Annotated in this window: 13 protein-coding genes and 3 pseudogenes; 10 read left to right on the top strand and 6 right to left on the bottom strand. The window is 72.8% G+C overall.

Going from position 1 to position 20384, the window contains the following annotated elements:
• Positions 1 to 5: 5 nt before the first annotated feature.
• Positions 6 to 4658 (top strand): hypothetical protein, encoded by a 4653-nt coding sequence (locus KYY02_RS21110; protein ID WP_371240141.1) that lies wholly within the window; start codon positions 6 to 8, stop codon positions 4656 to 4658.
• Positions 4659 to 4682: 24 nt separating this feature from the next.
• Here KYY02_RS21110 and KYY02_RS21105 read toward each other — a convergent pair whose 3' ends face one another.
• Together KYY02_RS21105 and KYY02_RS21100 are read right to left on the bottom strand one after the other, a co-directional pair.
• Positions 4683 to 5480: an IclR family transcriptional regulator gene (locus tag KYY02_RS21105; protein WP_371240139.1), complete on the bottom strand. Its 798-nt coding sequence runs from the start codon at positions 5478 to 5480 to the stop codon at positions 4683 to 4685.
• Positions 5481 to 5639: 159 nt separating this feature from the next.
• On the bottom strand, positions 5640 to 6254 hold the full coding sequence (locus tag KYY02_RS21100; protein WP_371240137.1) for a hypothetical protein: 615 nt from the start codon (positions 6252 to 6254) through the stop codon (positions 5640 to 5642).
• A gap of 418 nt (positions 6255 to 6672) precedes the next feature.
• On the opposite strand from KYY02_RS21100, the gene KYY02_RS21095 reads away from it, so the two are divergent.
• From KYY02_RS21095 to KYY02_RS21070, 6 genes and pseudogenes are all read left to right on the top strand, one after another.
• Positions 6673 to 9657, top strand: coding sequence for a sensor histidine kinase (locus tag KYY02_RS21095; RefSeq protein ID WP_371240264.1), 2985 nt, complete (start codon positions 6673 to 6675; stop codon positions 9655 to 9657).
• A complete protein-coding gene (locus KYY02_RS21090) occupies positions 9654 to 10088 on the top strand; it encodes a roadblock/LC7 domain-containing protein (protein WP_371240135.1) in 435 nt (144 codons plus the stop codon). The genes KYY02_RS21095 and KYY02_RS21090 overlap by 4 nt, the downstream gene beginning before the upstream one ends.
• A gap of 9 nt (positions 10089 to 10097) precedes the next feature.
• Entirely contained in the window at positions 10098 to 10493 is a 396-nt protein-coding gene (locus tag KYY02_RS21085; protein ID WP_371240133.1) for a DUF742 domain-containing protein, read from the top strand.
• Positions 10494 to 10517: 24 nt separating this feature from the next.
• Positions 10518 to 10943 carry a hydantoinase/oxoprolinase N-terminal domain-containing protein gene (locus KYY02_RS21080; protein ID WP_371240131.1) on the top strand — a complete coding sequence of 142 codons (426 nt, stop codon included), beginning with the start codon at positions 10518 to 10520 and terminating at the stop codon, positions 10941 to 10943.
• A pseudogene (locus tag KYY02_RS21075) lies at positions 10870 to 11134 on the top strand (hydantoinase B/oxoprolinase family protein); the annotation flags it as partial. The gene KYY02_RS21080 and the pseudogene KYY02_RS21075, both read left to right, overlap by 74 nt.
• Positions 11115 to 11720 carry a GTP-binding protein gene (locus tag KYY02_RS21070; RefSeq protein WP_371240129.1) on the top strand — a complete coding sequence of 202 codons (606 nt, stop codon included), beginning with the start codon at positions 11115 to 11117 and terminating at the stop codon, positions 11718 to 11720. The pseudogene KYY02_RS21075 and the gene KYY02_RS21070, both read left to right, overlap by 20 nt.
• A 143-nt stretch (positions 11721 to 11863) precedes the next feature.
• Here the strand turns inward: KYY02_RS21070 and KYY02_RS21065 are convergent.
• Positions 11864 to 12149, bottom strand: a pseudogene (locus tag KYY02_RS21065) (FGGY-family carbohydrate kinase); the annotation flags it as partial.
• On the opposite strand from KYY02_RS21065, the pseudogene KYY02_RS21060 reads away from it, so the two are divergent.
• Positions 12141 to 12221 (top strand): annotated as a pseudogene (locus KYY02_RS21060) (NUDIX hydrolase); the annotation flags it as partial. The pseudogenes KYY02_RS21065 and KYY02_RS21060 overlap by 9 nt on opposite strands.
• On the opposite strand, the gene KYY02_RS21055 reads toward KYY02_RS21060, so the two are convergent.
• Complete coding sequence (locus KYY02_RS21055) at positions 12215 to 14587, bottom strand: glycoside hydrolase family 31 protein (protein WP_371240127.1); 2373 nt, start codon at positions 14585 to 14587, stop codon at positions 12215 to 12217. The pseudogene KYY02_RS21060 and the gene KYY02_RS21055 sit on opposite strands and share 7 nt — an antisense overlap.
• A 213-nt stretch (positions 14588 to 14800) precedes the next feature.
• Here KYY02_RS21055 and KYY02_RS21050 point away from each other — a divergent pair, with 213 nt between their 5' ends.
• Positions 14801 to 16777 (top strand): acetoacetate--CoA ligase, encoded by a 1977-nt coding sequence (locus KYY02_RS21050; RefSeq protein ID WP_371240125.1) that lies wholly within the window; start codon positions 14801 to 14803, stop codon positions 16775 to 16777.
• 110 nt (positions 16778 to 16887) lie between these two features.
• Positions 16888 to 17775, top strand: coding sequence for a DUF8829 domain-containing protein (locus KYY02_RS21045; RefSeq protein WP_371240123.1), 888 nt, complete (start codon positions 16888 to 16890; stop codon positions 17773 to 17775).
• A 74-nt stretch (positions 17776 to 17849) separates the two neighbouring features.
• Here the strand turns inward: KYY02_RS21045 and ptsP are convergent, their stop codons facing one another.
• Together ptsP and KYY02_RS21035 are read right to left on the bottom strand one after the other, a co-directional pair.
• A complete protein-coding gene (gene ptsP / locus KYY02_RS21040) occupies positions 17850 to 19520 on the bottom strand; it encodes a phosphoenolpyruvate--protein phosphotransferase (protein ID WP_371240121.1) in 1671 nt (556 codons plus the stop codon).
• 77 nt (positions 19521 to 19597) lie between these two features.
• Complete coding sequence (locus KYY02_RS21035; RefSeq protein WP_371240119.1) at positions 19598 to 20047, bottom strand: PTS sugar transporter subunit IIA; 450 nt, start codon at positions 20045 to 20047, stop codon at positions 19598 to 19600.
• Positions 20048 to 20384 lie beyond the last annotated feature (337 nt).

The raw sequence follows: 20384 nt of genomic DNA, 5'->3' as shown, positions 1-20384 counted from the left end.
CCGCCATGTACGAGCTGTCCCGGGTCCGCCTCTACTCCATCGGACCGGCCGGTGCACGCTACGCCGACACCGTGCTCGACCTGCGCGGTGTCGGCGGGGTCGTGCCGGACCCCGCGCCGACGCAGGCGGAGTTCTTCGAGGAGGAGCCCGTCGGCCCGCCGCGCCGGCCCGCCCCCGCCGGGGTGCTCTTCCTGGAGAACGGCGGCGGCAAGTCGGTCCTGCTGAAGCTGATCTTTTCCGTGATGCTCCCGGGCCACCGCAACACCCTCGGCGGCGCCAGCTCCGGTGTGCTGCGCAAGTTCCTGCTCGCCGACGACTGCGGCCACGTGGCGCTGGAGTGGCAGCACGTGCAGACCGGCGAGTGCGTGGTCGTCGGCAAGGTCAGCGAGTGGCGGGGCCGTCAGGTGTCCAACGACCCGAGGAAGTTCGCCGAGGCCTGGTACTCCTTCCGGCCCGGCCCCGGTCTCGGTCTGGACAGCCTCCCCGTCGCCGAGTCCACGGCCGTACGGCCGCCCGCCGAGGGCCAGTCGGGCGCGCGGGGACGGCGTCGCACCATGAAGGGCTTCCGGGACGCCTTCATGGAGGCCGGCAAGAACTACCCGCACCTGGAAGCACACTGGGAGGAGACCCACGAGCGCTGGACCGAACACCTCGGCGATCTGGGGCTCGATCCCGAACTCTTCCGCTACCAGCGGGAGATGAACGCCGACGAGGGCGAGGCCGCCGGCCTCTTCGCGGTCAAGAAGGACTCCGACTTCACCGACCTGCTGCTGCGCGCCGTCACCGACACCCGGGACACCGACGGACTCGCCGACCTGGTCAGCGGGTTCGGCAACAAGCTGGGCCGGCGCGCCGAGCTGATCGCCGAACGGGACTTCACCGCCGGGTCCGTCGACCTGCTGGGCCGGATCGTCGAGGCCGCCGAGGCCCGCACCCGCGCGCGGGAGGTCCACACCGCCGCCGAGCGCCGCACCCGCACTCTGGCCCGCAGGCTCTCCGCGCGCGGCGCCCGGGAACGGGTCCGCGCGGCCGACCTGGCCGGGCGGGTCACCGCCGCCGCGTACGCCGTCACCCACGCCGAGTCGGCACGCGAGCACAGTGCACTGATCTCCGCCGAACTCGCCTACCGGCACGCCTCCCTGGCGCTCGCCGCCGCCGAGAAGGCCGCCGCCGCCCAGAAACGGGAACTCGCCGACGCGCGCACCCTGTACTCGGCCTGGCAGGCCGCCGAGGCCGTGCTGCGGCACCGCGCCGCCGCCGACCGCGTCGTCCGTGTCTCCGCCGCGATCCAGGAGGCCGAGCGGGATGCGGCCCCCGCGCTGGCCGCGCGCGCCGAGGCAGCCGTCGACCTGGTGCGCGCCCTGCACGCGGCCGCGCAGAACGCCGAGGACCTCGCCAACGAGGAGGAGGAGCGGTCCGCCGCCCTCCAGGAGGTCAGCGACGGCGCCTACCGCGACTCCACCGTCGCAGCCACCGAGGCGCAGCGGGCCCGCAGCGAGGTCGGGCACCTGCGGCAGCGGCTCACCGAGGTGGAGCAGGAGACCGCCGAGGCCGTGCGGGCCGGCTGGCTCGACGACAGCGCCCCGGACGCCGATCCCGCCAGGGCCGCCCTCGCGGCCAGTGACGCCGAGAAGACGGCGGTCGCCGCCTGGGAAACCGCCCGAGAGGCGGCCCGCCGGGCCACCGACCACGCGCGGGAGGCGGCCGCCGCCGAGAGTCGCGCGGAACTCACCGCGGCCCGCGCGGCGGACGCGGCCACGGCGGCCGAGCGCGCCCATGAGGGCGAGCGCCGCACGGCCGAGGCCCTCGCCGCCGAACAGCGGCTGACGGAACTGCTGAGCCTTCCGGGAGCCCCCGGCGGGCGGCGGACCGGTGTGCCGGACCGGCGCGCGGACGCCGACCGGGCGACGGGGCGTTCCGACGCCGGTCCTCCCCTCGACGAGGGTGCCCTGACCGCCGAGGAGCTCGACCGCTTCGCCGACGAACTGCGGGAACTGCTCGACGACGCCGTCTCCTTCGCCGAGCGGCAGCTGTTCGACCTGCGGACCGCCGCCGCGGACGACGCCCGCATCCTCGGCGCCCTCGGCGACGGCGGGCTGCTGCCGCCCGGCCCGGACGTGCTGGCGACGGTCGAATTCCTCGGCGAGCACGGCATCCCGGCGCTCCCGGGGTGGCGCTACCTCGCCCAGGCCGTCGACCCGGCGGACCACGCGCGCGTGCTGGCCGCCCGCCCCGAGCTGGTCGACGGCGTCGTCATCACCGACCCGGACTCCCACCTCCGCGCCCGCGAGGCACTGAGCGACGCCGCCCTGCTGCCCCGGTCCGCCGTCGCCGTCGGCACCGCCGCCGCCCTGCTCGCCCCCACCCCCGCGCCGGACGCGGACACCGGGGAAGTCTTCCTCGTACCGCCGAACCCGGCCATGCACGACGAGCACGCCGCCGACGAGGAACGGCAGGCGCTGCGCGCCCGGGCGACCGAGCGGGACGAGGAGATCCGCGCCCTCGCCGCCCGGCTCGCCAAGGACCGCGAACTGCTCGCGCGGCTCGCCTCCTGGCGCACCGGCTGTCCCGCCGGGCGGCTCACCGAACTGGCCGGTGCGGCCCACCAGGCGCGGGCGTTCGCCGAGGAGTCCGAGGCGGAGCTGGCCGAGGCGCGCACCGTGAGGGCGGAGGCCGAGGAGGCCGCCGCCGAGGCCGTCGGCGTCCGTGACGAACGGCAGGAGGCCGCACAGAAGGCCCGGCGCGCGGCCGACGCCCTCGCCGGACTCGCCTTCCGGTTGCGCGAACGGGCCGGCTGGCAGGCCAGACTGCGTGAACTCGCCGACGACGCGGCCGAGGCGGAGGCCCGTGCCCAGGCCTGCCTGGAACGGGCGCGCGCCGCCGACGAGGACCGGCGCGGCGCCCAGCGAGCAGCCGACGACGCCCGGCGCACCGCACGTGCGCTGCGCGCCGAGCGTTCCGAGATCGCGGGCGCCCCCGACGACGTCCCCGAGGACGGCACCGGAGCACCGCAGTCGTCCCTGCCCGCCCTGCGCGAGGCCTACCGCGCCGCGTCCCAGGTGTATGAGAAAGTCGGTGTCGACGCCGATCTGCGCGCCGAACAGGCCCGCGCGGAGAGCGACGAGAGCGCCGCCCGAGCCGAACTGGACCGGCTCAGCAACAAGGTCCGCACCCGCGCCGAGCAGCTGCTCCAGTCGCCCGACGGCTCCGACGGGCCCAGTCGGCAGGCCGCCTCCGCCCGGGCCGAGGAACTGGTACAGCTCCTGGAGACCCGCATGTCCGGCGCGAGCGAGCAGCTCGGACGGCTGCGCGGCGAGGCCGAACGACTCGCGCCCGAGGACGGCGAGGCCCACACCGAACTCCCCGAGGAACTGGTGCCGCGCGACGCCGAGCACGCACAGGCCCTCCTGCGCACCGCCGCCACCGAACTCGCCTCCCGCAGCGAGGCCTTGAGCCAGGCCCGGGAGGCCCACGCCGAGCTCCTCGACGCGCATCGCGCGGCCGAGGACGCGGCCGGCGGATTCGACGAGATCGCCGCCATGCTCCGCGACCTGCTGCGCGAGCACGCACCCGAGGAGGAGCAGGAGCAGCCCGATGCCTACCCGGGCGGTCTGGACGAGGCCCGGCAGTCCGCCGCCGAGTCCCGACGCTCGCTGCGGGGCTGCGCCGCCGACCTGTCCGCCGCCGAGTCCGCCGTGCGCGAGGCGAGCGACATACTCGTCAGGCACGCCAACTCCACGCGCTACGAACAGGTCCGCACCCCCGCGCGCCAGCAGATCCGCGAACTGCCCGCCTCCGCGCTGCCCGAGCACGCCCGGAAGTGGGCGGACGCCTTCGCACCCCGGCTGCGGGTCCTCACCGACGAGCTGGAGCAGCTGGAGCGCAACCGCGACTCGATCGTGGACCGGCTGCGGGGTCTGGTCGAGTCCTCCCTCGCCACCCTCCGCTCCGCCCAGCGGCTGTCCCGGCTGCCGGAAGGCCTCGGCGAGTGGTCGGGACAGGAGTTCCTGCGCATCCGCTTCGAGGAGCCCGACCAGGCCACCCTCACCGAGAGGCTCGGCGAGGTCGTCGACGAGGCGACCCGGGCGGCCGTCAGGAAGAACTCCGACATGCGACGCGACGGCATGTCCCTGCTGCTGCGCGGGGTCGCCGCCGCCCTCCAGCCGAAGGGCGTCGCCGTCGAGATCCTCAAGCCCGACGCGGTACTGCGGGCCGAACGCGTACCGGTCGGTCAGATGGGGGACGTGTTCTCCGGCGGTCAGCTGCTCACCGCGGCCATCGCCCTGTACTGCACGATGGCCGCGCTGCGCTCCAACGACCGCGGTCGGGACAAGCACCGCCACGCCGGCACGTTGTTCCTGGACAACCCCATCGGCCGCGCCAACGCCACCTACCTCCTGGAGCTCCAGCGCGCGGTCGCCGACGCGCTCGGCGTCCAGCTCCTGTACACCACCGGTCTGTTCGATACGACGGCTCTCGCGGAGTTCCCGCTGGTCATCCGGCTGCGGAACGACGCCGACCTGCGGGCCGGCCTGAAGTACATCAGCGTGGAGGAACACCTCCGGCCGGGACTTCCCCAGCAGGATCCGGCCGAGGAGGCGCACAGCGAGATCACGGCGACCCGCATGTTCAAGCGGCCCGCGACAGCGATCGGCTGATCGGGCGTCCCTCCCGGGCGCGGCTCAGAAGCCGTAGCCCATGCGCCGGGACAGCTCGGCCGCCGCCGTCGCCGTCCGGCTGCCCAACTCGGGCAGCCGGTCCGCACGCAGCCGGTACACCGGCCCCGAGACGCTGATCGCCGCGATCACGGTGCCGTCGTGCGAGCGGACCGGCGCGGCGACGGCCGCGAGCCCCAGCTCCAGTTCCTCGAGCGTGGCGGCGTATCCGTGCTCGACCGCCGTCTCCAGCTCATCACGCAGCTCCTGCGCCGTGGTGATCGTCCGCTCCGTGAACCGGCGCAGCGGACGCGCGAGGTGACCTTCACGAACGGCGGGCGGCAGGTGGGCCAGGAACACCTTGCCTCCGGCGGTGGCGTGCAGCGGGGTACGTCTGCCGAGCCAGTTCTGCGCGGTGACCGACGCCGTGCCCCGGGCCTGCATGATGTTGACGGCGGCGTCGTCGTCCAGCACCGCTATGTTCACCGTCTCGCCGAGCTCGTCGGCGAGCTCCCGGCACACCGGGACGCTCTCCTGCGAGATGTCCAGCCGCACGGCGGCCGCCCCCGCGAGGCGCAGCACACCGGCGCCCAGGTGGTACTTGCCGCGGTCCTTCGTCCGGGACACCAGCCCGCGGTTCTCCAGGACACCGAGCAGCCGGGAGGCCGTGGACTTGTGCACGCCCAGTTCGCCGGCGATCTCCGTGACACCCGCCTCGCCGTGCCGCGCCAGAGTCTCCAGCACGCTCACCGCACGGTCCACCGACCGCACGGCATGCGTCGTGCCCCTCCCGTGCTCCCCGGGCTGTTTCCGCTCGCCGGTCATGGCTAGGCTCTCATCATCTGTCGGCCCGGTGCGGGCCGGCAGATGGCAGCCCTCGCCATGACGGTCACCCACCCGGGAAACTGTTGCGCGCAGCGCCTGCGGGCGCGACATACGCAACCCCAGCCTACCGAGAGCCTGTGTGTGCCGCTGGAAGCGCCGTCAGGGGTGCGACAGCTGCCCGGCTCCGCCCCGGCGGCGTATTCGAGCCTGCGCCCGCTGGGCGGACCGCTGCTGACGGCGGGCGCGCCGCCGCTCACGCCGCAGGGCCCGCGCGGTGCTGCTGGGCGCGGACACCACGCCGTTGCGCTGATTCCAGACCTGGCGGGTCACCCAGACGTCCAGGACTCCCCAGGTCGCCAGGATCGTACTGACGACACTGCTGATGACCATGGGGAAAGCCAGCCAGGACCCGGCCAGCGTGCACAGGAAGGCCACCATGGCCTGAATCAGCGTCACCGCGATGATGAGCACCGCCCGCACGGCCGCCGTCCGTACCGGGTCCGGCAACCGGCGCCGTCGAGCCGGCTCCTCGATCCACAGCGGCCGGTAGGAGGCCTTCCCGGCGAGCCCGTCGGGTTCGCCGGTGCTCCCTCCGGTCCTTCGCGCCGCAGCGCCGTCGCGATCCCCGCGTGCGGTCGCCGCGGCGTCACCTCCGCCGGCCGTCCCGTGCCGGGACGCGGCCGCACCGGACCCGGGCGCCCCGGCACCCGACCGCGTCCTCACCTGCGCCGCCGCGCCCTCCTCGGGCGCCTCGCGCCGCTCCGCCGTGCCCATCAACGTGTCACTCCCCACCGCCAGCAGACCGCTCACTCGTGTCCGAAGACCCGGTTCTCCAGTGGCTGCCCGGCCTGCGCTGTTCTACGCCGCCCGGGTGCGGGACACGGCTCCTGTGGCCGATTCCGCCCCCATTTCCCACAGAGAAGGACGAACGGCGCGTCACGAAGATTCCCGTCCGGAAAAGAAATCGGCCAAAGATCCTCGTACGTCCGGGAGATCGGTCCGAGGAACGCACCTCTGATTTCGGGACGTGATCTCCCGCAATGCCCCGGCAACTCGTCGCCTCCCGCCCTCGGCGCTGAACTGCAGCTTCCGGACGGCTCTTAGAGTTCATACCGGCGCGGTAGTAGGCTCGCGCCGTTTGTTGACGCACATGCGCACCCCCGGCCGTTCGGGGGCCGAGCTGGGGGAGGCCATGCGCTTTCGCGGGAAGTCCATCCGCCGGAAGATCGTGGCGCTGCTTCTCGTGCCGCTGTTGTCCCTGACGACGATCTGGGCCTTCACCACGGTGCTCACGGGCCGTGAGGCAAGCCATCTGTTCGACGTGTCGTCGGTGATGGAGGAGGTCGGCTACCCCGTCGAGGACGCCGTCCGCGTCCTCCAGCAGGAGCGTCGGCAGACCCTCGTCTATCTCGCCGACCCCCGCGCCTCCGACGGCCTCGCCGCACTGAGGCGCAGTCGCTCCGCCACCGACGCCGCCGTCGCCGACGTCCGCAGGAGGGCGGCGAACGTCGACGTGCGCGAGGCCATGCACGGGGACTCCGGCGAACTGGGGGCCGTACTGGACTCCTTCGAGGGCATCGAGTCCCTGCGCCGCAGCGTCGAGGACGGTGCCGTCGACCGCTCCCAGGCCCTCGACCTCTACAACAGGCTGGTCGACCCGTGTTACACCCTGCTGGCCAATCTGCACGTGGTCGACGACGTCGAGCTCGACAAGCAGTACCGCGCACTTGTGGGTCTCGCCCGCGCCCGTGAACTGCTCTCCCGCGAGGACGCCCTGCTCGGCTCCGCGCTGATCGTCGGCAAGCTGTCCCGTGCCGAAGCGCGGGAGATCTCGGACCTCATGGCCCAGCGCACCCTGATGTACGACGTCGGCCTGCCGCAGCTGCCCGCGTCCGAGCGCGACCGTTACGAGGCCTTCTGGAAGAACGCCGTGTCCGCCCCACTGCGCGTGGGCGAGGAAGCAGCCGTCTCCTCCGGTCCCGGGGCCCCCCGCGGGATCACGGCCAAGAGCTGGGACGTCGCCGCCGGCGAGGTGCTCTCCGAACTCGGCGCCCTCAACGACCGGGCCGCCGACCGCTACCAGGACCGCGTCCGCCCCGTCGCCATGGGCGTCATCACCCAGGCCGTCGTCGCCGGTGTCCTCGGACTGGTCGCCCTCCTGGTGTCCCTCGTCCTCTCCGTACGCGTGGGCCGCGGACTCGTGCGGGACCTCCGGCAGCTGCGCCTGGAGGCCCACGAGGCGTCCGGCGTGCGGCTGCCCGGCGTGATGCGCCGCCTCTCGGCGGGCGAACAGATCGACGTCGAGACCGAGGTTCCGCGCCTGGAGTACGACAAGAACGAGATGGGGGAGGTCGGCCAGGCCCTCAACACCCTCCAGCGCGCCGCCGTGGAGGCCGCCGTCAAACAGGCCGAACTGCGCGCCGGTGTCTCCGAGGTGTTCGTCAACCTCGCTCGTCGCAGCCAGGTCCTGCTGCACAAGCAGCTCACCCTGCTGGACACCATGGAACGCAGGACCGAGGACGCCGAGGAACTCGCCGACCTGTTCCGGCTGGACCACCTCACCACCCGCATGCGCCGGCACGCCGAGGGCCTGGTGATCCTCTCCGGCGCCGCGCCCTCCCGGCAGTGGCGCAAGCCCGTCCAGCTCATGGACGTCGTACGAGCCTCCGTCGCCGAGGTCGAGGACTACGAACGCATCGAGGTCCGGCGGCTGCCGCGGGTCGCCGTCACCGGCCCGGCCGTCGCCGACCTCACCCACCTCGTGGCCGAACTGCTGGAGAACGCCACGGTGTTCTCCCCGCCGCACACCGCCGTTCAGGTCCACGGCGAACGTGTGGCCAACGGTTTCATCCTGGAAATCCACGACCGCGGGCTCGGCATGGCGGCCGACGCCCTTCTGGACGCCAACCTCAGGCTCGCCGAGACCCCCGAGTTCGCGCTCTCCGACACCGACCGGCTCGGACTCTTCGTGGTCAGCCGTCTCGCCCGGCGCCAGAACGTCCGGGTCTCCCTGCAGCCCTCCCCGTACGGCGGCACCACAGCGGTCGTCCTCATCCCCGACGCACTGCTGACGGACGACGTTCCGGACACCAACGGCGTCGGCTTCCGCCTCGACCGCCCCCAGCGCACCAAGGACCGCGAACCGGAGGAGAGCCGCCGCGCCGCACTCTCCCAGGTGCCCGTGCAGCTGTCCCGGCTCCCCGCCTCGCCGCTGGACGGACCGGTCGAACTGGAAGCCCCCGTCGACCTGGACGCGCTCGACGACCTCCCCGGCGTCCTGGACGACGAGGACAGCCGACGCGGCGGCCTCCTCAGCTCCCGCACCGGTACCCAGGAGGAGCGGTCCGGCCGCGGGCACCATCAGCAGGCCCCCCACACGCAGGAGGGCACGGACCCGGCCGGGGAGGACCGAAGCACACCGGCCCCGCCGGCCCCCAGGGGAGCACCCAAGCTGGTCAGCTCCCATGGACGCCCGGTCCGCGAGGCGCGTGCCCGTGCGGAGCGCGCGGACGGGGAGGGCACCCCCGCCGCGTCGACCCGGCCCGAGCCGGAGGAGGCCTCCTCGCTGCCTGCCCGCCGCCGTGGTGAGGACTCCGCAGGACGCCGGGGTCCCGGCCGTCCGGGTTCGGGGGCCCCGTCCCCGCTGCCCGCACGCCGCCGCACCGAACGGTTCCCCTCCGACGCCGAGCGTGAACGACCGGGCGCGGACTCGCTGCCTCCGCTGCCCGCCCGCCGACGGGGCTCCGGCCCCTTGCGGCCCAGGACCGGAACCGGGGACCGGAACGACACCCCGGCGCCCTCCGGCCCCGTGCGCGATGACCGGCCGGAGCCCCCTGTCGGCCTTCCCCGGCGCACCGGCCCCGCCGTCGCGGCGAACGGCTTCGACGACTCCTCGCCGGCCGGGGGCGGCACGGACACCGGCACCGCGCACCCCGGCGGCGGACCGCTGCCCCGGCGCGTACGGCAGGCCAGCCTCGCCCCACAGCTCAAGCACAGTGCCGAACGGAGGAACGAGGACAGGGCTCGGCCCGTTGAACGGGATGCCGACGAAGTCCGCAGCCGCATGACCTCGCTCCAGCGCGGCTGGCAGCGCGGTCGCGAGGAGAACGCCGCCGACGACGACGAAACCGGCAGCGGCACGGCACCACGACGAACGACAGAGGGGGACGGTCGATGACCGCACCGAGGGCCACCGGCCACACCACGACAGACAAGGCGGAGCTGAACTGGCTCCTCGACGACCTGGTGGACCGCGTCGCCAGCGTCCGCAAGGCGATCGTGCTCTCCGGCGACGGCCTGCCCACGGGGGCGTCGAAGGACCTCACCCGGGAGGACAGCGAGCATCTGGCCGCCGTCGCCTCCGGCTTCCACAGCCTCGCCAAGGGCGTGGGACGCCACTTCGAGGCCGGCGACGTCCGCCAGACCGTCGTCGAGCTCGACGAGGCGTTCCTCTTCGTCACCGCCGCCGGCGACGGGAGCTGCCTCGCCGTCCTCGCGGACGCCGACTCGGACGTCGGACAGGTCGCCTACGAGATGACGCTCCTCGTGAAGCGGGTGGGTGTGCATCTGGGCGCCGCTCCGCGCACCGATCTGCCCTCGGGCGGGTAGTGGAATGACATGAGCGCTGACGGTCAGGGTGGAAGCCACTGGTTCGACGACGAGGCCGGGCCGGTCGTCCGTCCGTACGCCGTGACGCGGGGCCGCACCACCAGTGCGGCCCAGCACCGCCTCGACCTGATCGCGGTGGTCGTCACGGAGCCGCACGCGGACGATCCGGAGGCCGACCCCACGCTCTCCCCGGAGCACGTGGACATCGTCGAGCTGTGCCGCGACACCTCGCAGACGGTCGCCGAGCTCTCCGCCGAACTCGATCTGCCGATCGGAGTGGTCCGGGTCCTCGTCGGAGACCTCGTGGAATCGGAATACGTCCATGTGAACCGGCCGGTGCCCCCGGCCGAGCTGCCGGACGAGAGTATTCTGCGCGACGTGATCAACGGCCTCCGGGCGCTGTGACCGGCGCGGAAGCGGGATACTGACATGACAGGCCGGCAGTTCTGGGTCGACCGCGGCGGCGCCCTCACCGGCATCGTCGCGAGATGCCCCGACGGCAAGCTGCTGACGCACAAGGTGCTGTCCGACAACCCGGCTCCGGAACACACCCGGCATCCCGGGAGCCCAGGGACACGCGGTACCGAAGCGGCGGTCGTGGGCCTCCGCGAGCCGCTGGCCGGATCCGACGCCCCCGTCGACGCGGTGTGCATGGGGACCACCGCCGCCACCGACGCCCTTCCCGAGCGCAGGGGCGAACGGACCCTGCTGGTCCTCACCCGCGGTTTCCGCGACGCGCTGCGCATCGCCTACCAGAACCGCCCGCACCTCTGCGCCCGGCTTCCCGGAGCCCATGACGGTCTCCACGCTGTCCCAGCACCGCAGGGGCCCTCCGTACGGCATGGCCGGAGGTGAGCCGGACGTGCCGGGCACCCACCGGATCGAACGGGCGGACGGTACGGTCACCCGGCTCGCCGGAAGCGACTCGGCGGACGTCGAACCCGGCGACGTGCTCGTCGTCGAAACCCCCCGGCGGCGGGGGACACGGCCCGCCGCCCGACCCCCATCAAGCAGGAGAAGAGATCGATGATCTTCGGGCGTTCTGAGCGCGGCAAGCCCCCGGTCGAGCCGGTCACGCTCAAGATCCTGGTGGCCGGCGGCTTCGGCGTGGGCAAGACCACGCTCGTCGGCGCGGTGAGCGAGATCAGGCCACTGCGCACCGAGGAACTCCTCACCGAGGCCGGGCGCCCGGTCGACGACACCTCCGGTGTGGAGGCCAAGAACACCACCACCGTGGCCATGGACTTCGGCCGCATCACGCTCCGCGAGGACCTGGTGCTGTACCTCTTCGGCACGCCCGGTCAGGAGCGGTTCTGGTTCATGTGGGACGAACTGTCCGAGGGCGCCCTCGGAGCCGTCGTCCTCGCCGACACCCGGCGCCTGGAGGACTGTTTCGCGGCCATCGACTACTTCGAGCGGCGCGCCATCCCGTTCCTCGTCGGCGTCAACTGCTTCGACGGAGCGGCGCGCTATCCGGCCGACGACGTCCGCCGCGCCCTCGACCTCGACGGTCACGTACCGCTGCTGATGTGTGACGCGCGGGACCGCGAGTCGGTCAAGGAGGTCCTCGTCGGCGTCGTCCAGCACGCCGTGGCCCAGGCCGCGCAGCGACGCCAGGCGGTCGGCACCTGAGAACGGCGGCAGGTCCACGGCCCGTACTCCCACCGGCCGGAGTCCGGGCCGCGGATACGGAAGACGGCACACCGCGTGCGTGCTCAGCCGTCACCCTCCTCAGTCCAGCCGAAGCCCTTCTCCACCGCCTTGCGCCGGTTCCGCTACTTCCGGTCCTGCACCGGCGCCTCCACGGCAGGCGTCCACCCGGCGTCCCTCCGCCAGTGCGACTTCAGCCCGTCCAGGCCGTTCCACACGCCTGTGGCGAGCCCCGCCGCGTGCGCGGCGCCCAGGCCGGATCGTCTCGACGGCCTCGGGCCGGACCACCGGCACCCCGAGCACCACCGCCTGGTGCTGCGTCAGCAGGTTGCTCCTCGTCATGCCTCCGTCGGCCCCCAGGGTGGTGACCCGCACCCCGGAGTCCTGGTACAAGGCGTCCACCACCTGCTGCGCCACCCGGAGGAACTCGCCTTCCCCCTGCACACCCTGGCCGCATGGGCCTGGTTCGAGGGCCGTTACGTCTGGCTCCCGCCGGTGCCCGCCCCGCGGACGCGTACCGGGCGGGACGGCTCCACGCCGCCGTCCTCGCCCTCCCGCACGACGACGACCCGCGGGCCCGACCACCGCACCGTGTAACGCTCGCTCTCCGGCTCCCCCCACCCCTCGCCGGCATCCGGCACGACCAGCCCGCCCCCGGTCCGCCCCCGGGCCGGTGCCCACACCTCCAGCTCCGGACCGCCGTCCTCCCCCAGCACCGGAAGGACGGCGCCCCCGCGTGCGAACACCGGAATCCGCTCCAGTGGCGCGTCGACCCACACCCGGGCCGGTCCGTCGTACGCCCGTTCCGTCGCCGTGTCGTACCACCGCCCGCGCGGCAGCTGGACGGCCCGCCGGTCCACGCCCGGCGCGAGCACCGGTGCCACCAGCAGGCAGTCGCCCAGCAGGAAGGCGTCCTCGCAGTCGCGCAGCGCGCGGTCCTCGGGCGCCGACCACCACAACGGCCGCACATACGGCGCTCCGGTACGCCGGGCCAGATGCGCCAGTGTCATGAAGTACGGCAGCAGTCGCCGGCGTTCGACGAACGCCGTGCGCGCGTGCCCGAGAACCTTCGCGCCGGACTCCCACGGCTCACCCCGCCCCGCACCGGCGCGGGTGCGGAAGAACGGAAGAAGGGATCCCAACTGGAGCCCGCGCAGATACAGTTCGGGCGACGCCTCCCCGTCGGGGCCGTCGACGTCCGGGCCCGCGTAGGGAACACCGCACAGCCCCAGCCCCAGCACCAGCGACAACGCCGTCCGCAACCCGGACCACCCCGTCATCGCCTCGCCCGACCACGCCCCGCCGTGACGCTGCATACCGGCCCATCCGGAACGCGAGAACACGAACGGCCGCTCCCGGGGAGCCCGCTCCCGCAGTCCCTCGTACGCCGCCCGGGCCATGCACAGCCCGTACACGTTGTGCGCCTCGCGATGGTCACCTCCGCGCCCGTCCAGTGCGTGGCGCGCCGACCGTGGCAGCGTCGGTTCGCCGAAGGCCGTGAAGGAGGTCGGCTCGTCCATGCTGTGCCAGAAGCCCGTGAACCCCTGTGCCAGCCGCTCCGTGTACAAGCCGCCCCACCACGCACGCACGCGCGCGTGCGTGAAGTCCGGGAAGACCGCCTCTCCGGACCACCCGACTCCTTCCACGACCTCCCCGGAGGCGTCCCGGACGAACGCGTCCCGCTCCACTCCCTCGTCGTACACGGTGGTACCGGGGGCCGCACCCACCGCCGGACCGACGACCGACACCAGTCTGATCCCCTCACGTCGCAGCTCGTCCGCGAGAACCGGCAGCTTGGGGAACCGCTCCTGGTCCACGGTGAACACCTGACGGGCATCGAGGTGATCGACGCCGAGGTGCACGGCGTCGAGCGGCACCCCGTGCTCCCGGTGACCCTCGACGATCCGCCGCACCTCCTCCTCGTCGCCGAGGGCCCCTCGCACATGCTGGTGACCGAGCGCCCACGCGGGCGGCAGCGCCGGCGCGCCGGTGAGCGAGGCCCAGACGAGCAGCACCCGCGCGGGAGCCCCCACCATCACCCAGCAGCGCAGCGGACCACCGTCCATACGCAGCTCGCTCGTCCCGGTCCTGTCGTGTCCGGAACCGGCGCCCTCCTCGCCCTCCCGCAGCGTCACGGTGCCGTCCCACGAGTTGTCGTAGAACACCAGATGCGTGCCCGCGTCGGCCACCACCATCTGCACCGGCATCGTCAAGGACAGCGGATCGTCCCCGAGGCCGGCGGCACGACCGGGCGCGGCGTTCCACAACCGGTACGCGCCGCCCCGCAGCCGGGGACCCGGGGCACGCCCCCCGAGCCCGAAGAAACGCGCGTCGGCCGGCACCTCGGACCGCTGCCGCCAGCGTGCGGCACCACCACCCACCGGCTCCCACCACCGCGGCGGCAGATCGCGCCGAAGCATCACACCCCCCGGGGTGAGCACCTCCACCGCGCCGTGCCGCGAGACCACCACCGTCACCCGCTCGGCCACGACCCGCCAGCCACCGTCCTTGTCCGGCTCCAGCGAGGCCCGCGGATCCGGATCGGGACAACGGCCGGCCAGTGCGTACGACGGCTCCGGGACAGCCCCGTCCCAGCCCCGGAAGACCGCACCGTTCACCGCCACGAGAATCCGCAGCTCCGAGCGGTCGAACCTGATCAGCCCGCCGCCGAGCCCCGGCTCCACCTCCCGTACGGTCCCGGGAACCCGTGCCCGCACCGGCTCCCGCGGCGGCAGCCCGGTGGCGTCGGCACGCCTCCTGCGCCACGCTGCTCGTACGGTACGCACCCTCTGAGCCGCCCCCACCGAACCGACCGATCTCACCGAACGCACCAGGTCACGACCGTCCATGCTGCTCACCCTGCCATTGCCCGCGCCCACCGTGCGGGTCGTTCAGCCGCCGTTCACCTGTGATCGGAGCACATCCTCACGACACGGACTACGTGGGGAATGCCCTGGTGCGGAAGTCGACCGCATGGCATCGTCCCTGTCAGCCGCGTCACGCGCACACCCCAGCCCGTGCGCGGAGGACGCACACGACGCTCACAGTCCGGGAGCCGCCCCATGTCGACCGTGAACCCCCAGCCGCTCTGGCAGCCGAGCCGGGAACAGATCGCCCAGGCACGGATCACCACGTTCCAGACGTGGGCCGCCGAACACCACGGCGCCCCTGCCGAGGGCGGCTACACGGCGCTCCACCGCTGGTCCGTGGAGGAGCTGGACACCTTCTGGAAAGCGGTCACGGAGTGGTTCGACGTCCGCTTCTCGACCCCCTGCGCGCGCGTGCTGGGCGACCGCACGATGCCCGGTGCCCAGTGGTTCCCCGGAGCCACGCTGAACTACGCCGAGCACGCGCTGCGCGCCGCCGCCTCCCGCGCGGACGAAGCGGCCCTGCTGTACGTCGACGAAACCCATGACCCGCGACCCGTCACCTGGGCCGAACTGCGCCGCCAGGTCGGCTCCCTGGCGGCCGAACTGCGCTCCCTCGGCGTACGCCCCGGAGACCGGGTCAGCGGGTACCTGCCGAACATCCCGCAGGCCGTCGTCGCCCTCCTCGCCACGGCGGCCGTGGGCGGCGTGTGGACCTCCTGCGCACCCGACTTCGGCGCCCGCAGCGTCCTCGACCGCTTCCGGCAGGTGGAGCCCGTCGTCCTGTTCACCGTCGACGGCTACCGCTACGGTGGGAAGGAACACGACCGCCGCGACGCCGTCGCCGAACTGCGCCGCGAACTGCCCACCCTGCGCGCCGTCGTCCACATCCCCCTGCTCGGCACCGAGGCCCCCGACGGCGCACTGGACTGGTCCGCGCTCACCGCAGCGGACACCGAACCGGCCTTCGAGCCGGTGCCCTTCGACCACCCGCTGTGGGTGCTGTACTCCTCCGGTACCACCGGACTGCCCAAGGCGATCGTCCAGTCCCAGGGCGGTATCCTCGTCGAGCACCTCAAGCAACTCGGGCTCCACTGCGACCTGGGCCCCGAGGACCGCTTCTTCTGGTACACCTCCACCGGCTGGATGATGTGGAACTTCCTCGTCTCCGGCCTCCTGACCGGAACGACGATCGTCCTGTACGACGGCAGCCCCGCGCACCCGGACACCGGCGCCCAGTGGCGCATCGCCGAACGCACCGGCGCCACCCTCTACGGCACTTCCGCCGCCTACGTCATGGCGTGCCGCAAGGCCGGCGTGCACCCCTCGCGCGACTTCGACCTCTCCGCGGTGAAGTGCGTCGCGACCACCGGCTCGCCCCTGCCCCCCGACGGCTTCCGCTGGCTGCACGACGAGTTCGCCGAGAACGGGGCCGACCTGTGGATCGCCTCCGTCAGCGGCGGCACGGACGTCTGCTCCTGCTTCGCCGGAGCCGTACCGACCCTCCCCGTCCACATCGGCGAGCTCCAGGCCCCCGGCCTGGGCACGGACCTGCAGTCCTGGGACCCCAGCGGCAAGCCCCTGACCGACGAGGTCGGCGAACTCGTGGTCACCAATCCGATGCCCTCCATGCCGATCCGCTTCTGGAACGACCCCGACGGCACCCGGTACCACGACAGCTACTTCGACACCTACCCCGGCGTCTGGCGGCACGGCGACTGGATCACCGTCACCTCCCGGGGCTCCGTCGTCATCCACGGCCGCTCCGACTCCACGCTCAACCGCCAGGGCGTCCGCATGGGATCGGCCGACATCTACGAAGCCGTGGAACGCCTCCCCGAGATCAGGGAATCCCTCGTCATCGGCGTCGAACGGCCCGACGGCGGCTACTGGATGCCCCTGTTCGTCCACCTGGCACCCGGATCCGCCCTCGACGAGGACCTGCGCGGCCGCATCAAGCGGACCATCCGCGAGCACCTGTCACCGCGTCACGTCCCCGACGAAATCATCGAGGTACCCGGCGTCCCGCACACCCTCACCGGCAAACGCATCGAGGTCCCGGTCAAGCGTCTCCTCCAGGGCACTCCGCTGGAGAAAGCGGTCAACCCGGGTTCCGTGGACAACCTCGACCTGCTCGCCTTCTACGAGGAACTCGCCCGCAAGCGTTCCTGACCCGCCACACGGCAAGGGCCGGCTCCCCTCGGGCCCGTCCGGCCGGGCACCGTTGTCAGTGCCGCCGGTTACTGTGAGTGAGCATTGATCGACTGTGCACAGGGGGAGACATGGCGTACACCGACCACCGCACCATGCGACGCGTCCTGCACCGCGAAGTCGCGGGCACCATCGGCCTGCTGGCCGACGAGCACGACTTCCGCGCCATGCGGCGCTACGACAGCTTCGTCTTCGACGACCACACCACCTACCTCAAACACGTGGAGGCCGTCCTCAGGACGCGCGCGCTGCAGGGCAGCCACACCACGGTGGCCCTCTTCGACCCCGAGGACTACGCCGAGTACTGCGCGGAAACGGGCCTCGACCCCGACAGCCACACCAGCCGCACCCAGTTCACGGCCGCACTCGCCTCCACCGGTCCCGCAGTCCCCTACGACGGACGCCCACTGGCCGACCTCCTGCCCAGTCTCGTCGACGAAGCCGTACGCCAGGCCACCTGGGAGTACGCGGCCACGCTCCTCGCTCGCCTCGGCACCTGCGCCACGTGCGGCGAGGACCTGGGCCGTGCCGCCTTCACCCGCGCCTCGCACCTCCTCGTCCGCATCCTCGACACGGCTCCACCCGGCGATCGGCACCTGGTGTGCAGCGTCTCCGGACCGCCCGAAGCGCTCGTCGCCGTCCTGCACGCCGACGACATCGCCGGTCGCACGGAACTCGACGAGTCCGAAGCCCTCGAGTTCACCACGGTCCTGGCCGTCGGTCTCGCCACCGAAAGCCCCGGCGGACTGGTCATGCGGATCAGCACACCCGGCAGCCCCGATCGTGTCCACGGCTGGCGACTGCGCGCCCGCGGCCTCGAACCCCTCACCGCCGGCGAGGTCTTCGACGCCTACTGCACCGACGCCGACTCCGGAGACCTCATCTCCCCGGAGTCCAACGTCGACTACTGCGAGCCGCCCGACCTCGGTGAGGGCCCGGGTCCGGCCCACCACCACTGAGCCGGAAACACCTGAGGGGCGCTCCACTTCCATGTGGAGCGCCCCTCAGGGACACCGACCGTCGGCCGGCCCGGCTACTCGCCCGACAGTACCGCCTGAGCGGCGTCACGGGCATCCGCCGCGCTGTCCGCCGCCCGGGCAGCCGCCGCGGCCCGCTCACACTGCGCCAGCGTGGACTTCGCCAGCGACGCCCGCACATACGGGATGGACGCCGCCCCCATGGAGAGGGAGGTGACCCCCAGACCGGTCAGCACACACGCGAGCAGCGGGTCGGAGGCGGCCTCGCCGCAGACGCCACAGCTCTTGCCCTCGGCCTTCGCGGCCTCGGCGGACAACGCCACCAGGTCGAGCAGCGCGGGCTGCCACGGGTCCTGCAGCCGGGAGACCGCACCCACCTGACGGTCCGCGGCGAACGTGTACTGCGCGAGGTCGTTCGTGCCCAGCGACAGGAACTCCACCTCCTGCAGCACCGAACGCGCCCGCAGCGCGGCCGACGGAATCTCGACCATCGCGCCGAACTTCGCCCGCAGCCCCGCCTCCCGGCAGGCATCCGCGAACGCCTTGGCATCGGCCCGGTCCGCCACCATCGGGGCCATGACCTCGAGGTGGACGGGCAGCCCTTCGGCGGCCTTGGCCAGAGCCGTCAGCTGCGTGCGCAGCACCTCGGGGTGGTCGAGCAGCGTCCGCAGACCGCGCACGCCCAGCGCCGGGTTCGGCTCGTCCGCCGGAGTGAGGAAGTCCAGCGGTTTGTCCGCGCCCGCGTCCAGCACCCGCACCACGACACGGCCCTCGGGGAACGCCTCGAGCACCTGACGGTAGGCCGCGACCTGCTTCTCCTCGGAAGGTGCCTTCTTGTCGTCGTCCAGGAACAGGAACTCGGTACGGAAGAGACCGACACCCTCCGCGCCCGCCTCGACGGCGGCCGCCACATCCGTCGGGCCGCCGATGTTGGCCAGCAGTGGCACCTTGTGACCGTCGGCGGTCGCACCGGGTCCGGTCGACGCGGCCAGCGCCGCCTTGCGCTCGGCCGCCGCCGCCTCGAGCCGAGCCCTCTTCTCGTCGCTCGGGTTCACGAAGATCTCGCCGGTGCTGCCGTCGACCGCTATCAGCGTGCCCTCGGCGAGTTCACCGGCACCCGGCAGGGCGACCACGGCCGGGACGCCGAGAGCGCGGGCCAGGATCGCGCTGTGGCTGGTGGGGCCGCCCTCCTCGGTCACGAAGCCGAGCACCAGCGTCGGGTCGAGCAGCGCCGTGTCCGCCGGTGCGAGGTCACGGGCGACGAGGACATACGGCTCATCGCTGTCCGGCACACCCGGCATCGGCACCCCGAGCAGCCGCGCGACGATACGGTTCCGCACGTCGTCGAGGTCGGCCACGCGGCCCGCCAGGTACTCACCGGCATTCGCGAGCAGCTCGCGGTACGCGGCGAACGCGTCGTACACCGCCCGCTCAGCGGTGCTGCCGACGGCGATGCGCCGCTCCACGTCGGCCATCAGCTCGGGGTCCTGAGCCATCATGGCCTGCGCCTCGAGAACCGCCTGGGCCTCGCCCCCGGCGAGGTTGCCGCGCGCCATCAGATCGGCCGCGACCGCCTCCACGGCCTGGCGGGCACGCCCTTGCTCGCGCCCCGCCTCTTCCGCCGGGGCCTGCTTGGCCGGCGGCTCGAGCACCGCCGTGCCCATGTGCCGTACCTCGCCGATCGCCACACCGTGGCTGACACCGACGCCTCGCAGCGTTGTCTCCATCTCACCCGTCTCCGGTAGGGCGGCGGGCTCCGCCGCCGCATTGGTTGTCCTGGTGGTCGGCGCGGGACGGCGCCACGTCACTTCCAGCGGAAGAGGGTGTCGCCGGCCTTCACGTCGTCGTCGTCACGGAGGTCGGAGAGGGCGTCCGCCGTGGCCTCCAGGGCAACGACCGGGCACACCGGGGACTTGCCGGCGGCTTCGACGGCGGCAGGGTTCCAGCGCACGATGCTCTGGCCGCGCGTCACGGTGTCACCCTTGTTGACGAGCAGCTCGAAGCCCTCGCCGTTGAGCTGCACGGTGTCGATGCCGAGGTGGGTGAGCACGCCGTGTCCGCTCTCGTCGACGACGACGAACGCGTGCGGATGCAGGGAGACGATCACACCGTCGACCGGGGAGACGGCCTCGGAGGGTTCCCGCGCGGGGTCGATCGCCGTACCCGGGCCGACCATGGCCCCTGAGAAGACCGGGTCGGGCACGGACGTCAGTCCGATGGCCCGTCCTGCAAGCGGGGACGTCACGGTGGTCATGGGAAGCCTCCCAGGCGTGGAGATCTGTACGTACGCCGCCGTCACTGCCTGCCTCCGGCGCGCTGTTCAGCAGCGTATGTCATATGACGTACCGGTTCCGGAGGACAGATCCGGATCGGTGGTCTAGACGAGAGGTCTAGACCATAGAGCCTAATCGATTTGCACGTGGTCCGCGACCCGGTGTAGTGTCTTACTCCTGCTCGGGGATGAGTGGCGCGAACAGATGCCCCTTACCCGACAGCAACCCAACTTGTCAGATCCTAATCTCTGGATCATCTTCTGCGTATCTGCAGAAGGGTGGTCAGAAGGCCGGAAGAACACTGATAGTGTTGGAAAC

Origin of the sequence: Streptomyces pimonensis (assembly GCF_041380215.1) — a bacterium.
Classification (GTDB): domain Bacteria; phylum Actinomycetota; class Actinomycetes; order Streptomycetales; family Streptomycetaceae; genus Streptomyces; species Streptomyces pimonensis.
The sequence above is the reverse complement of the archived record's forward strand: the minus strand, read 5'-3'. Positions and strand labels throughout refer to the sequence as shown.

Bases quoted from the DNA above. Each gene is read 5' to 3' on its own strand.
- KYY02_RS21035 (WP_371240119.1), bottom strand. From the start codon at position 20,047: ATGACCACCGTGACGTCCCCGCTTGCAGGACGGGCCATCGGACTGACG.
- KYY02_RS21050 (WP_371240125.1), top strand. From the start codon at position 14,801: ATGTCGACCGTGAACCCCCAGCCGCTCTGGCAGCCGAGCCGGGAACAG.
- KYY02_RS21090 (WP_371240135.1), top strand. From the start codon at position 9,654: ATGACCGCACCGAGGGCCACCGGCCACACCACGACAGACAAGGCGGAG.
- KYY02_RS21070 (WP_371240129.1), top strand. From the start codon at position 11,115: ATGATCTTCGGGCGTTCTGAGCGCGGCAAGCCCCCGGTCGAGCCGGTC.
- KYY02_RS21085 (WP_371240133.1), top strand. From the start codon at position 10,098: ATGAGCGCTGACGGTCAGGGTGGAAGCCACTGGTTCGACGACGAGGCC.
- ptsP (WP_371240121.1), bottom strand. From the start codon at position 19,520: ATGGAGACAACGCTGCGAGGCGTCGGTGTCAGCCACGGTGTGGCGATC.
- KYY02_RS21100 (WP_371240137.1), bottom strand. From the start codon at position 6,254: ATGGGCACGGCGGAGCGGCGCGAGGCGCCCGAGGAGGGCGCGGCGGCG.
- KYY02_RS21045 (WP_371240123.1), top strand. From the start codon at position 16,888: ATGGCGTACACCGACCACCGCACCATGCGACGCGTCCTGCACCGCGAA.
- KYY02_RS21095 (WP_371240264.1), top strand. From the start codon at position 6,673: ATGCGCTTTCGCGGGAAGTCCATCCGCCGGAAGATCGTGGCGCTGCTT.
- KYY02_RS21080 (WP_371240131.1), top strand. From the start codon at position 10,518: ATGACAGGCCGGCAGTTCTGGGTCGACCGCGGCGGCGCCCTCACCGGC.
- KYY02_RS21055 (WP_371240127.1), bottom strand. From the start codon at position 14,587: ATGGACGGTCGTGACCTGGTGCGTTCGGTGAGATCGGTCGGTTCGGTG.
- KYY02_RS21110 (WP_371240141.1), top strand. From the start codon at position 6: ATGTACGAGCTGTCCCGGGTCCGCCTCTACTCCATCGGACCGGCCGGT.
- KYY02_RS21105 (WP_371240139.1), bottom strand. From the start codon at position 5,480: ATGACCGGCGAGCGGAAACAGCCCGGGGAGCACGGGAGGGGCACGACG.